Origin of the sequence: Rhizobium sp. AP16 (assembly GCF_000281735.1) — a bacterium.
In the GTDB taxonomy this organism is placed as follows: domain Bacteria; phylum Pseudomonadota; class Alphaproteobacteria; order Rhizobiales; family Rhizobiaceae; genus Rhizobium; species Rhizobium rhizogenes.
On record NZ_AJVM01000077.1, the window covers coordinates 1 to 12,565 of the forward strand.

11 protein-coding genes are annotated in these 12,565 nt (G+C 59.9%); 3 read left to right on the top strand and 8 right to left on the bottom strand.

The features are described from left to right. A partial coding sequence (locus tag PMI03_RS27075) for a HAMP domain-containing protein (RefSeq protein WP_007701487.1) occupies positions 1–782 on the bottom strand: 782 nt, incomplete at its 3' end. A gap of 244 nt (positions 783–1,026) precedes the next feature. Then, the gene (locus PMI03_RS27080) at positions 1,027–1,638 is read right to left on the bottom strand and encodes a 50S ribosomal protein L25/general stress protein Ctc (protein WP_007701489.1); all 612 of its coding nucleotides are present in this window, start codon (positions 1,636–1,638) and stop codon (positions 1,027–1,029) included. Positions 1,639–1,940: 302 nt separating this feature from the next. Here PMI03_RS27080 and PMI03_RS27090 point away from each other — a divergent pair, with 302 nt between their 5' ends. From PMI03_RS27090 to PMI03_RS27100, 3 genes are all read left to right on the top strand, one after another. Beyond that, on the top strand, positions 1,941–3,401 hold the full coding sequence (locus PMI03_RS27090) for a hypothetical protein (protein WP_007701491.1): 1,461 nt from the start codon (positions 1,941–1,943) through the stop codon (positions 3,399–3,401). Positions 3,402–3,507: 106 nt separating this feature from the next. Further along, positions 3,508–4,968: a hypothetical protein gene (locus PMI03_RS27095; protein WP_007701493.1), complete on the top strand. Its 1,461-nt coding sequence runs from the start codon at positions 3,508–3,510 to the stop codon at positions 4,966–4,968. Positions 4,969–4,993: 25 nt separating this feature from the next. Further along, entirely contained in the window at positions 4,994–6,229 is a 1,236-nt protein-coding gene (locus PMI03_RS27100) for an MFS transporter (protein WP_007701495.1), read from the top strand. An 18-nt stretch (positions 6,230–6,247) separates the two neighbouring features. On the opposite strand, the gene PMI03_RS27105 is transcribed toward PMI03_RS27100, so the two are convergent. From PMI03_RS27105 to lgt, 6 genes are all read right to left on the bottom strand, one after another. Continuing rightward, positions 6,248–7,180 (bottom strand): ribose-phosphate pyrophosphokinase, encoded by a 933-nt coding sequence (locus PMI03_RS27105; protein ID WP_007701499.1) that lies wholly within the window; start codon positions 7,178–7,180, stop codon positions 6,248–6,250. A 106-nt stretch (positions 7,181–7,286) separates the two neighbouring features. Next, the gene (locus tag PMI03_RS27110; protein ID WP_007701503.1) at positions 7,287–8,168 is read right to left on the bottom strand and encodes a hypothetical protein; all 882 of its coding nucleotides are present in this window, start codon (positions 8,166–8,168) and stop codon (positions 7,287–7,289) included. 55 nt (positions 8,169–8,223) lie between these two features. Further along, positions 8,224–9,375, bottom strand: a complete 1,152-nt coding sequence (locus PMI03_RS27115; protein WP_007701506.1) for a Xaa-Pro peptidase family protein — start codon at positions 9,373–9,375, stop codon at positions 8,224–8,226. A gap of 1 nt (position 9,376) precedes the next feature. Then, positions 9,377–10,159 carry a peptidoglycan editing factor PgeF gene (gene pgeF, locus PMI03_RS27120; protein WP_007701509.1) on the bottom strand — a complete coding sequence of 261 codons (783 nt, stop codon included), beginning with the start codon at positions 10,157–10,159 and terminating at the stop codon, positions 9,377–9,379. Between the two features lie 134 nt (positions 10,160–10,293). After that, positions 10,294–11,391 (bottom strand): class I SAM-dependent methyltransferase, encoded by a 1,098-nt coding sequence (locus tag PMI03_RS27125; RefSeq protein ID WP_037218766.1) that lies wholly within the window; start codon positions 11,389–11,391, stop codon positions 10,294–10,296. 78 nt (positions 11,392–11,469) lie between these two features. Beyond that, the gene (lgt, locus tag PMI03_RS27130; RefSeq protein ID WP_007701513.1) at positions 11,470–12,357 is read right to left on the bottom strand and encodes a prolipoprotein diacylglyceryl transferase; all 888 of its coding nucleotides are present in this window, start codon (positions 12,355–12,357) and stop codon (positions 11,470–11,472) included. Between the last annotated feature and the right edge of the window lie 208 nt (positions 12,358–12,565).

A 12,565-nucleotide genomic window follows, 5' to 3' on the forward strand; every position in this document is an offset into this window, starting at 1 on the left:
GTGGCGCCCAGCCAATAGTCGCTGACGGCGGCGATGCAATCGTCCTTGTCGAGCGAGAAGAGCATGGCCGGCGTCAGATTATAGGTATCGGTGGCGCGGCGATGGGCGAGCTTCAGCTCGGTCTCCTCGCGCTCCAGCTTGCTCTGCATCTCGTTGAAGCTATGGGCGAGCCGGCCCATTTCGTCGTTGGACTGCCAGTCGACATGATGGCGCGAACCCAGTTGCCGTGTCGCCTCTATCGCATGGGTCAGCCGCATCAGCGGCTGGATGACGAAGATGCGGTTGCCGATCAGGGCGGCGCCGAAAACGGTCAGGACGGCGAAGATGAAGATCGAGATGAAGACGATCTCCTCGCTTTTCAATCCGTCGAAGAGGCCGAGCTTCGGATAGTAGACGGTGATGGAGCCGAGATTCCTTGCGCCATCCACACCATTGTAGATGATCGAACGCGAGACGGCCTCCAGCGGACCCTTATAGGCTTTGGGGATGGTCGATTGCGTGACGTCGAGCTGGCCGGAGAGATCGCGGACATTGACCTTGACGATCGCGCCCTCGGCAACCGTCGTTGCACTGATCTGCGTGACACTGTCCTCGTCGAGATCCCATAGCGGTTTGGCGAGCGCCTGGGCGTTGGCGACCAGCAGAACGGAAATATGGTCCTTGATTTCCTTTTCGGCCCGTCCGGAGGAGAGGAAAAGGAACAGCACAAAAAGCGGCGCGACGAAAACGAGCAGCGCACCGCAGACGATCGCGAAAAACCTGTTTTCGACGGAATGGTTCATAGTTCCGCTTGCTCCCCGGTCGCAGACCGGCTGATCTTGGGGCGTGCCGTTCTCTACAACTGTTTGGCGTAAACTTTCATGAATGTGTTAAATGTTGCTGAAACCATGGGGTTAATGGATTTAAACCAAGTATTGATTCCGCAAATTGTAGAAGTTCTGGTTACTTTTATTAGAATCTACACATGAAAAACCCGCCATCCCCAGAGGGGAGGCGGGTCTGAATGCGTAACGATGAAGACGCTGATTAAGCGCTGGCTTCTTCGCTGCCTTCTTCTTCCGTAAGACCGGCAGCCGGAGCGACGATCGTTGCGATCGTGAAGTCGCGGTCGGCGATGACCGGGACTACGCCCTTCGGCAGGGTTACGTGCGAGATGTGGATGCTGTCGCCGGCCTTGAGGCCCGACAGATCAACGGTGAAGAATTCCGGGATCGCATCGGCCGGGCAATGGACTTCGACTTCGTGGCGAACGATGTTCAGCACGCCGCCAGCCTTGAGGCCCGGGGACTTTTCCTGGTTGACGAAGTGAACCGGGATTTCAACGGTCACCTGGCTGTTGCCGGAGACGCGCAGAAAGTCGATATGGAGCGTGAAGTCACGGACCGGATCGAGCTGGTAGTCCTTCGGCAGAACCTTGATCTTCGTGCCGTCGACGTCGATCGTCGCGATCGTGGTGAGGAAACCACCGGCATGGATACGCTTCGTCACTTCATTGGTGTTGAGAGTGATCGAGATGGGGGCCTGCTTGTCACCATAGATGACAGCGGGAATCAAACCATTGCGGCGAAGTTCACGGGCGGACCCCTTACCAACCCGTTCGCGCGCCTCGGCCTTGAGCTCGTAGCTTTCGTGGCTCATAGCTATTCCTTTCGAGGTTATTTGGAGAGTTCATCCGGTCGCCGGCATGCGGGGACCGATTGAACTGGAGGAGGGCAAGCCCTGCCTCATCCGCGTTGCCTCCAAGGGTGTCTACGCGGACGCGTGGCGTATAGTACAAACAGGCCCAAGGCGCAAGTCTCACCGGAGAAAGCGCATCTGTGATGACATTGCAACTCTCGATAAAGAGCCGGCGATGCTATTTCTATCAATGCCTTGACATATACCCCCAGCCTCTTCAACAGTCGATTTCAATCGATCAGGGTCAAAAGGAGAGGTCGGGTATGCGCTCCAGGGCTATTGCCGCCGCCGCGGTTTTTTCCATCGGTCTTGCTGGCGCGTCGCAGGCGGCTGACGTCAACGAACAGGGCGCCAAGGAATTGCGCAATATCCTGACGCATTCCCTCTCTCGCGATCTTGCCCGCAGCGGCTTCGTCACCGTGACGCCCTCGGGCGATCAATATCAGATCACCTACGACCTCGCGAAATTCTTCGACAAGATCAATTCCAGCGCGCTGTCGGTTACCGGTTTCAAGCCGCTATTGCTGTTTGCGCAGCCGCTCGCGGAAGGCAAATGGCATCTGAAAGGCGATAATAGCCTCGATGTTTCGGTCCATTCGCCGACAGCTGATGTCAGCTATTCGGTTGCCTCCAACTCGGTCGACGGCATTTTCGATCCGGCGCTCGAGGTGATGCGGTCGCTGGAGACGAAGAGCAGCGGCATCAAGTTCTCCAGCATTGGCAGTAGCAGAAACACCGGTCACGCGATGGACGCCACCATCGATAGTGCATCGTTCTCCAGTTCGGTGACCGACGGCACCGGGGCCGGCAAGGTCAACCTGCAGTCGCAGGGCACGTTGCAGCACTTCAATGAAACAGTGACCGGGTCTGGCGCCTCGTCCGTCAACCTCGGCGCCGACAGCATCGATATCAAGGTGTTGGCGACAAGCCTGCCGGCGAAGGAACTGCGCGAACTCGTCCACTTCTTCATTCAGCACGTCAAGGCCAAGCAGCTATCCGACAGCGGCAGCGAGAAATTCGCGGAACTGGTGCGTCGCGCCTTGCCCGGCTTCGGTTCGCTGGACGAGTCCGTGACGCTGAACAATCTGCTGGTGACGACCGCCAAGGGAAAGGTCGGCGTCAAGACAGTCGACTACAGCTTCAAGATGGATGGCCTCACCAAGGCCTCCAACGTCAATTTCGGCCTGCGTGCGGAGCACTTCACGCCTGACGCCGGCCTCATTCCGTCGGCCTATGCCGCCTTCCTGCCGGAGACGCTCGATGTGCAGATCGGCATGCCCGATATCAATTTCGAGGGCATTGTCGATGCGGCGCTGAAGAATGTGTCGACGCGCGCAACGCCGGTTTCCGGCGAGGCGCTGAAGCGCATCGCGTTCCCGGGCGGCCTTGCGACGCTCGAGTTTCCGAAAATCAGCGCGACTTCCGGCGTTTACGATGTCGAGGTTTCCGGTGCGTTGAAGAGGGCCACCCAATCCCATGCCGGTTACTCGCTGCAGGCGACGATCCTGACTCGTGATTTCGACAAGACGGTCACCGCCATTCAGGATGCAGCCAAGACGGACCCGCAACTGAACAAGGTGTCCTTCGGCCTGATGGCCGCCAAAGGCTTCGCCAAGACCGATCCGGATGGCCGCCTGCGCTGGGATGTCACCATGGATGAAAACCGCACCGTCACGGTGAACGGACAGGTGCTGAAGGGGCCGAAAGGCCAGAAAAACCCTTAAGAGTTTGTACCCGACGCTCGTTTCGGCGTCTTCGATCTTACCGGGAACCCACTTCAGGGTTCTTTTGTTTCCAACTGTTTTTCTACGTATTTTGGGGGAATGAAATATGCGTTTCAAAGCAGTAGCCGCGGCGGCGGTTTTCGCCGCGGGCTTGGCTGGCGCGTCGCAGGCGGCTGATGTCAATGAGCAGGGTGCGAAGGATCTGCTTAGCAATCTGACCTATTTCCTGCCCGACGATATGGCCAAAAGCGGCTTCGTCGCGGTGAAGCCGGTGAGCGGCCATTACGAGATTACCTATGATCTCCAGAAGCTCTTCGACAAGCTGAAGATCAGCGATATCGTCATCAGTGGTCTCAAGCCGCTAACGGCGCTTGCAACGCCGCAGGATAGTGGTCTCTGGGCAATTGAGGGCAGCAACGCCATTGACGTGACGGCGCGTTCGAAGCCGGGTAGCGCGACGGACATGGAATTTCGCTATGCCCTGGCGTCTTCCAGCTTCCAGGGGATCTTCGATCCTGCGCTCCACTACGTCCGTTCGATGGATCTGAAGGGCAGCGGCATTACCTTCGCCAGCAAGACCACCGACAAAGACAATGGCGTGCAAAAGAACGATGCCACGGCCGACAGCATCGTCTACAAGCTGTCTTCGACGGACAGCGGCGAGCCGGGCAAGCTTGATCTCAAGATGGACGGCAGCCTGCAATCCCTCAACAACAAGATTTCCTCCGGCGACATGGCGTTCGGTGAGATCAAGGTCGGGGCGATCGATTTCAATGCGAGCGCGACCAAGCTGCCGTTGAAGGCGCTGAACGAAATATTGCGCTTCGTCTCCGATCACAAGGAGAAGAAAACCTTGTCCGATAGCGAGAGCGCCGAGATCAAGGCATTGCTGCAGAAGGCGATGCCGATTGCCGGTTCGTTCGAGGAGAAGGTCTTCATCAAGGATCTTTCCGTCTCGACGCTCTTTGGAGACGGCGGCCTGCAGAATATGGGCTACTCCTTCAAGGTGGACGGGCCGAGCAATGCGATGAATGCCGATTTCGGTCTGCGTGCTGAAAAGCTCACTTTGGCATCCGGTCTGGTGCCGCAAGACTATGTCGCTTTCATTCCCGACGCTGCCGAAATGCAGGTGCAACTGCCGAACCTGAACTTCACCGCTCTCGCGGACGTTCTGCAGCAGACCGACTTCAACCATCCTGCCGGTCAGGAAGCCGTGGATAACCAATTGCAGCGGGCCATGTTCCCGGATGGAACGATAACGGTCAATTTTCCGAAGATCAGTGCGGTTTCGGGGCTCTACGACGTCGAAGCTTCCGGCAGCATGCGCGGGGCTCTGGGCGACAGCGACCGTGTCACCATGAACATGACGGTGCTTGCCCGCGATCTCGACAAGACGATTGCCGCTGTTCAGGGGGCTGCGAAGACGCAGCCGGATCTCAATCAGTTCTCTTTCGGCCTGATGATGGCCAAAGGTTTCGCCAAGACTGATCCCGACGGACGTTCGCGTTGGGAGGTCAGCATCGCCGACGACAAGACCGTGACGATCAACGGCCAGGTCATCAAGTAAGTCGCTCGAATACCAGAATGCGAAGATGTTTGTCCTAAGGCCGCTGGCCCAGCGTTCGATTTCTCTCCTATGGGCCGGCCAGGTGCTGGCGGCGACCGGATCCGAATTCTACATGGTCGCCGTCGTCTGGATTGCGGCGGATTTCATCGGCAGCAACGCGGGCTACGTGTCCGCGTTGCAGTCGGGTATGCTTCTGTTCGGCAGTCTCTTCGGCGGCATCCTGACGGATCGCTGGCGGCATAGCACGACGATGATTTCGTCCGACGTGCTGCGCGCGCTTTTGTTGCTGGTGCTGTCCGTCGCCGGCTTGATGCATGTCATGAGCCTGCCATTACTGATAGTGCTTGCCGGATGTATCGCCCTGCTGACGGCAGCGTTCGATCCGTCGTTGCAGGCGACCTTACCGACCATCGCCGTCGACCCCGACATCCGGCATGCGACCAACGGATTGTTCGACGCCACGAGGCGCATGGCCCGCATTCTGGGGCCGAGCCTGATTGCATTGGTCAACGGCTTCCTGCCGAAATCGCAGTTCTTCACCGTGACGGCGGCGACATTGCTGCTGTCTGCCCTGGCGGTCTGGCTGGCTGTCGCCAGATTGCCGCCCGCGCCTCGCCGTCGCGATTTCTCAGGCGCGGCTGCGGTAATCGACGGCGTGCTGGGCGGATGGAGGGCAGCGCGGGGTCATGCCGCGATACTCTATGGGCTGTTCACCAACCTGATGGGAAATATCGCTTGGGCCATGGGCATTCTGCTTGGGATGATCCTGCACCTGCGCGAAACCAGCACCGATCCCTTGACCGATTACAGCCTTATGATGATGGCCTACGGCGTCGGCAACGTGACGACCAACCTCATCCTCAGCAATATGAAGCCGCGGCGGCCGGTGGTCTGGATCATCGTGGCAAAACTGATTTTTGGCACCGGCGTTTTCCTGCTGCCGCTGATGCATGACCGTCTATGGTTGATGGCCGTTGCATGCTTTGCCTCGATCAACGGTCCCTTCGAAAATCTCGCCATGCTGCATCTGATGCAGACGAGGAGCGAGCCACACCGTCTGGCGCAGATCTATCGCTTGATGATGTGTGCGATCTTCCTTGGCCTTTTCCTGGCCTATCTCATGTCCCCGACGCTCTTTGCCTGGTTCGGCATCGGGCCGTCGATCATGGGGGCGGGCGCCGCGGTTTTCGTCGCCGGGCTGATCGGAATAGGGCTGCTTGTCTGGCGGCAAAGACATCCGGCCGGTGTGACACCGGCATGAAGAAGGGATGGCCGGTTTTCAGTCGAACAGGCTGGAAACCGACTCTTCCTGGCTGGTGCGGTTGATAGCTTCGCCGATGAGGCTGGCGGTGCTGATGACGCGAATGTTCGGCGCAGATAGCACCGCCGTCGTCGGCTGAATGGAATCGGTGATCACCAGTTCCTTCAGCTTCGAATTGGCGATGCGGGTCACGGCGCCACCGGACAGAACGCCGTGGGTGATATAGGCCGTAACGCTGGTCGCGCCATTCTTCAGGAGCGCCTCGGCGGCGTTGCAGAGCGTGCCGCCGGAATCGACGATATCGTCGATCAGGATGCAGTCCTTGCCGGTGACATCGCCGATGATGTTCATGACTTCGGATTCACCCGGGCGATCACGGCGCTTGTCCACGATCGCCAAGAGACAGTCGAGGCGTTTGGCGAGCGCGCGGGCACGCACCACACCGCCGACGTCGGGCGAAACCACCATAACGTTGCCGATATCGTAATTGGCCACGATGTCGCGCGTCAGGATCGGCAGGGCGTAAAGATTATCCGTCGGGATATCGAAGAAGCCCTGGATCTGGCCGGCGTGCAGATCAAGCGTCAATACGCGATCGGCTCCAGCCTCGGTGATGAGGTTCGCCACGAGCTTCGCCGAGATCGGCGTGCGCGGACCGGCCTTGCGGTCCTGACGAGCATAGCCGAAATAGGGGATGACAGCCGTGATGCGCCGCGCCGAAGAGCGTCGCATCGCGTCGACCATAATCAACAATTCCATGAGGTGGTCATTGGCCGGAAACGATGTCGGCTGAACGACAAACACGTCCTCGCCACGCACGTTTTCCTGGATCTCAACAAAGATTTCCTGGTCCGCGAAACGCCGGACGCTTGCCTTACCCAAAGGAAGATTGAGATAGTTGCAGATCGCTTCGGCGAGGTGCCTGTTCGAATTGCCTGCGAAAATCTTCATTTTGGCCCGCCTGTTACCAACCTGATAGCCGCGCTTTTAACCGCCTTGCTCCCGAATGCAAGGGGGGAGAGGCATGATAGCTTTCATATTTCTGAAAAGCCTGTGGCTATCCACCGCGAGAGTCACGCCAGGAATTGAATTCCGACATGGTTTTGGTGGCGATTTTCTGCATGACGGCAGGCGGAACGGCGCTCCATGGATCGCCACGCTTCAGCGGCGCACTTTCCGCTCCCTGGATTCGGTGCAGGCGAGCACCGCTATTGTCGAGGACATCCCAGACATAGGTAACGGAAATCTGCGGTCCATCCTGGAAGGCGGAAAGGTAGCCCTTCAGGATATAGCTGGCGCTGGAATCGCTCGAACTCTTGATCGCAAGGCCAAGCGAACGTGCCTCCGCGCCGAGTTGACGTGAAAGCGGTGTGACGGCCTCGACCGGCGCGCCGATGATCGGCAGGAAGCGAACGCTGTTTTCACCGGTTGCGGCTGCGGGGGCGATGGAGGCTTGTTGTTGCTGTTGTGCGGGCGGCTGTTGATCGTCCTGCTGATCCTGAGCCGCCTGCTGCTGCGGTTGTGGCTCGTCGGCGAGGCGGCGATCGGCCTCGCGCTGCTCGTCGGATTCAGAGATCGGCGCACTGCCCGGCGGAATGGATGCAGTCTGGGAGCCATCTAGAGGGCGGGAGGCGTAAGGGTTGCCGCCGCCACTTCTGAGCGCTGCCGCCTGATCGTCCAGCGAGCCTCCACTGGGGCTTTGCGGCTGGTAACCCTGCTGCTGATAGCCCTGTCGTTGGTAGCCGTAGCTGTCCTGCGCGGTCTGATAGCTCCGCTGGCGCTGCGGCGCGGAGGCCATGCGTTCGACATCGCGTTGCGTGACGGGGCTGGAGCCGGCATCGCCGATGGTTCCGGGCGGCGTCAGGGCGTCTGTCGTGTTGCAGGCGGCGAGCGCAAGGCAGAAGCCAACGGAAATCAACGTTGTCCTGACCTGTCCCATGTACACGATCCTTTCCTTCGAGGGGCACCCCGTTCAGGATCGCTATTTTACGCTGCTAACGGTTAAGAAATTCGAGCTGACGGCGCGACAAGGCTCTGGGGGCTTGGGACGTCGTCAGATAGGTCTGGCCGAGCGTCATCGCGGTGCCGGTATCGGAATCCATGATGATCATATGCACGAAGAGCGACATGCTCTCCTCGATCTCCTGCGGATTGCCGGCAACGAACATCTCATGCTCCATCCAGGAGGGCGAGAAGCGGGCGCCAAGCGAATAACCGCAGGCATTCAGCCGGTGGCGGGCAAGGCCGCGCTCGTCCATGATCTTGGCATGCATGTCGAAGACGTCGCCGAAGGTGTGGCCGGGTTTCAGCACGGTTTCGATCGCCTGTATGGTTTCGAGGCAGGCGCTGAAGAGCTCGCGGTGGCGATGGCTGGGGTCGCCGATGACGACCGTTCGCATCATCGCGGCATGGTAATGGGCGTAGGTGCCGGCCCATTCGAGGGTGAGCTGGTCGTTGGCGTCGAGCTTACGGCGGCCGGCCTTGTAGCGGCAGAGCAGGGCCTCTGGCCCGGAGCCGACGATGAACTCGTTGGCGGGATAATCGCCGCCGCCGGAAAAGATCGTGCCCTGCATGGCAGCCAGGATATCGGCTTCGTCGGCACTGGGCTTGATCAGCGCAAGGGCTGCATCCAACGCATCGTCGGCGAGGGCGGCGGCGTGCTCGACATAGGCGATTTCTGTCGGGCTTTTGACGAGACGCAGACGCCCGACGAGATAGGAGGCGTCGACGATCTGGCCGAAGGTGGCGATCTGGCTGTCGAGCAGGCGGGCGACGCGGCCGGTCATGCCGTGCGTGTCATACTCGACGCCGATGCGGGCGCCGAGCAGGTCGAGCTCCACCAGCAATTCCTTGAGATCGACCGTCGGATCGGCATTGACGCGATCGACCCAGATGCGAATGTCGGAAATGACGGACGTCAGCTGCGCCTGGCGAAGATCGGCCGAGCGGGTCAGAAGCACCATCGTGCCGTCCGACTTGACCACCAGCGTCTGGAAAAAGCAGTAGCCGAAGGTATCGTAGCCTGTCAGCCAATACATGCTCTCCTGCGCGAAGAGCAGCATGGCATCTAGCTTTTCCTCCTGCATTTTTGCGAGGAGACGGGCCAGGCGGGCGTCGAATTCGCTACGTTCGAAATGCAGGGCCATTTTAGGAGGTCTCCTCGATGGCGATGGCGGAAATCTGCCGGCCGTAATCCGGCTCCTTCGCATGCGTGGTGCGGCGATAGGAGAAGAAGCGGTCGGGATCGGGATAGGTGCAGAGAGCGAGGCTTTCGGCGGTCACGCCAGCCTGGCGCAGACGGTCGACCGTCAGCGCCGGCAGGTCGAACATCGCGTGGCCAGGCTTTTCGGACGGAATGAAGTACTTGGTGTAGTCCGGGTCATAAGCGGTGAAGCGATCGACGAATTCCGGGCCGACTTCGTAGCTTGCCTGGCTGATCGAGGGGCCAAGGCAGGCCGCGATCGTCTCGCGCTTGGCGCCGAGTGCGACCATCGCCTCGATGGTGTTCTCCAGCACGCCGGTCAGGGCGCCCTTCCAGCCGGCATGGGCGGCACCGATCACTCGGTTTTCCGAGTCGGCAAAGAGGATCGGGCCGCAATCGGCGGCGAGCACACCAAGCACCACCCCCGGTGTCGCCGTCACGATCGCGTCCGCCTGCGGACGATTGCCGTCATAGTTCATGCCGACGGTGATCACATCGGGCGAATGGACCTGATGCACGGTCGCAAGCCGCTCCAGCGGCAGGCCGAACCAGCTGGCGACGCGGCGGCGGTTTTCTTCCACATGGGCGCGGTCGTCATGGGAGCCGAGGCCGACGTTCAAGCCACGATAGAGGCCCTCCGAAACGCCGCCCTCGCGGGTGAAATAGCCGTGGCGGATACCGGCGCTTTTGGCGGCGCTCAGCAGCGTGCTTTCGATCGGAGTCGGCAATACTGCGTGTCCTTGATATGGTCTTTGGCGTGGATCGTGATGAATAACGCATCTGTGGCGAAGCGGTTCGATTTGGCCGGGATGTTGGCCCAGCCATACGCGCCCTGTCAATCCGCTGGCTTTAGCAGTCTTGTTCAGCGCGCCGGGCGAAAGGGTTGGAGATCGATCGCGGGGCTCGAGACTGCCAGCACCTTGAAGAGCTCGCCCATCTTGCCTTCGCCGGCGCCGGCAAGCCGTTCGACGGCGGCACGGATGCCGTCCTGCGTTGCCGCGTCGCGGTCGCGGCCAAGTGCTGCCGCCCGCTCCAGTAGTCCGAGCCCGATGAGAAAATCGCCCTGATGACAGCATCCGTTGATCTGCAGGCCGGAAGCGGCGGCGGTTGCCGCCAGATGCTGGAAATCGACATGGCTGGTGAGATCCGCTTCACCGGGGTGCTCCAGCGGCGGATCATATTCATGCATACGCACGGCTTGCAGCGTGTCGCCGAAGCCGGTTGCCATGTGTCCGTAGTCAATGGCAAGCGCGGTGCCGCCATGCGCGGCGATCCGGTCGCAGACCGTCGTCATCACCGCCTGGCGGGCAGGGGCGATCTCGAAGATCGTGCCGATGGGCGGTAGCTGCCCGTCCGGGAGGAACGCCGAGTCGAGGCCTGCGACGCCGACCGCGAAGGTCAGCTCGTCATTGGCATCAAGCCCGACCGTGCGCTCGCGAAACCCGTTGGCAGTGCGAACGAACTGACGGATGGGAATGGCGTCGAAGAGCTCGTTGGCGGCGAGCAGGGTAAAGCCTGCCGGGACATCATTGAAGTCGGAATGCCAGGAAACCTTGTCTCCATGGTCGGCAAGCGTCTGCCGCTGAAACTCCTGCAGCCGATCGCTGGTTTCGACCAGGTGTACGCTCATGGCGTCATAAAGCGGCGGCGCGAGCTTGCTGATGACGCGCAGCATGTCGGCCATCATCGTGCCGCGGCCGGGGCCTATCTCGACCAGTTGGACCTCTGAGGGTGCGTCGTGGCGCTGCCAGGCATGCACCATGAAGATGCCGATCATCTCGCCGAAGAGCTGGCTGATTTCGGGCGCGGTGACGAAATCGCCGACGCTGCCGAAGGGTTCGCGCGTCTTGTAATAGCCGTGTTGCGGATCGGCGAGACAGAGCGAAAAGTAGTCGGTGATGCTGACCGGTCCGTTTGCACGGATAATGGCTTTGATTTTTTCGCCGAGCGGGGTCGTCATCATTTGGTCTCGCTAGTGCATGATTCCGAAAAATATAAGGCAGTTTTCGGAAGGATCACGCGATATTTCACCCTGAGATCAAGCCGTCTGCCTGGCGGCGGCATGGTGGGCGCGAATGACTGCCCAGAGGCCGATCGCGACCATCGGCAGGGACAGCACCATGCCCATGGTCAGCCAGCTGGTGCCGAGGAGGTAGCCGAGCTGTTCGTCGGGCTGACGGAAGAACTCGACAAAGATGCGCGAGAAGGCGTAGCCGATGACGAAAACGCCGCTGATGGTGCCGGGCTTCTTCAGCGCCAGAGCCCAGCGCGTCAGAATGAAGAGGACGATGAAGAGGACAATGCCTTCGACGCCGGCCTCGTAGAGCTGGCTCGGATGGCGCGGATCAGGGCCAGCCGGGCAGATGCCCTCATGGGCGGCAATGAGATGCGGGCTGCAGAAGACCATGGCCCAAGGGACGTCTGAAACCCGGCCCCAGAGCTCGCCGTTGACGAAATTGGCTATGCGGCCGAAGAAAAGGCCGATAGGGGCGACGGCGGCGACGATATCGAACAGGCCCCAGACCGGGATCTTGTTGCGTTTGGCGAACAAGAACATGGCGATGGTGGTACCGATCAATCCGCCATGGAAGGACATGCCGCCTTTATTGATCTGAATCGCGCGGATCGGCTCGGCGAGCACGTTGTCCAGATCGTAGAACAGGATATAGCCGATGCGGCCGCCGAGAACGATGCCCAAGGCGACCCAGAGGATGAAGTCGTCCAGATGCTCGCGCGTCATCGGAGCAGTATCGTTCACCCAAAGCTTGCCATCGTCGACCAGCCGCCTGGCATAGAGCCAACCAAGCAGGATGCCTGCGACATAGGCGAGACCGTACCAATGAATGGGCCATGACACGATTGAAAAGGCAATCGGATCGATATCGGGAAACGGCAGGATGGCGGCGAGGTTGGCGGATGTCAGCAAGATTGTCAGATCCGTTAGAGCATGGTTCGCAAAATTGCGATGCGATTCTTGGACAAGAGCATGCTAAATCCAATGTGGCCGGAAGATGGCGTTCGGTATTGAAACGGTCAAGTCGATTTTCGTTAGTCTTCCGTCATGGCCGGGCTTGTCCCACCCTATCTCAATTTGCTTGCATCGAACTCTCGGAAATCCTACCTCATCCCTATCT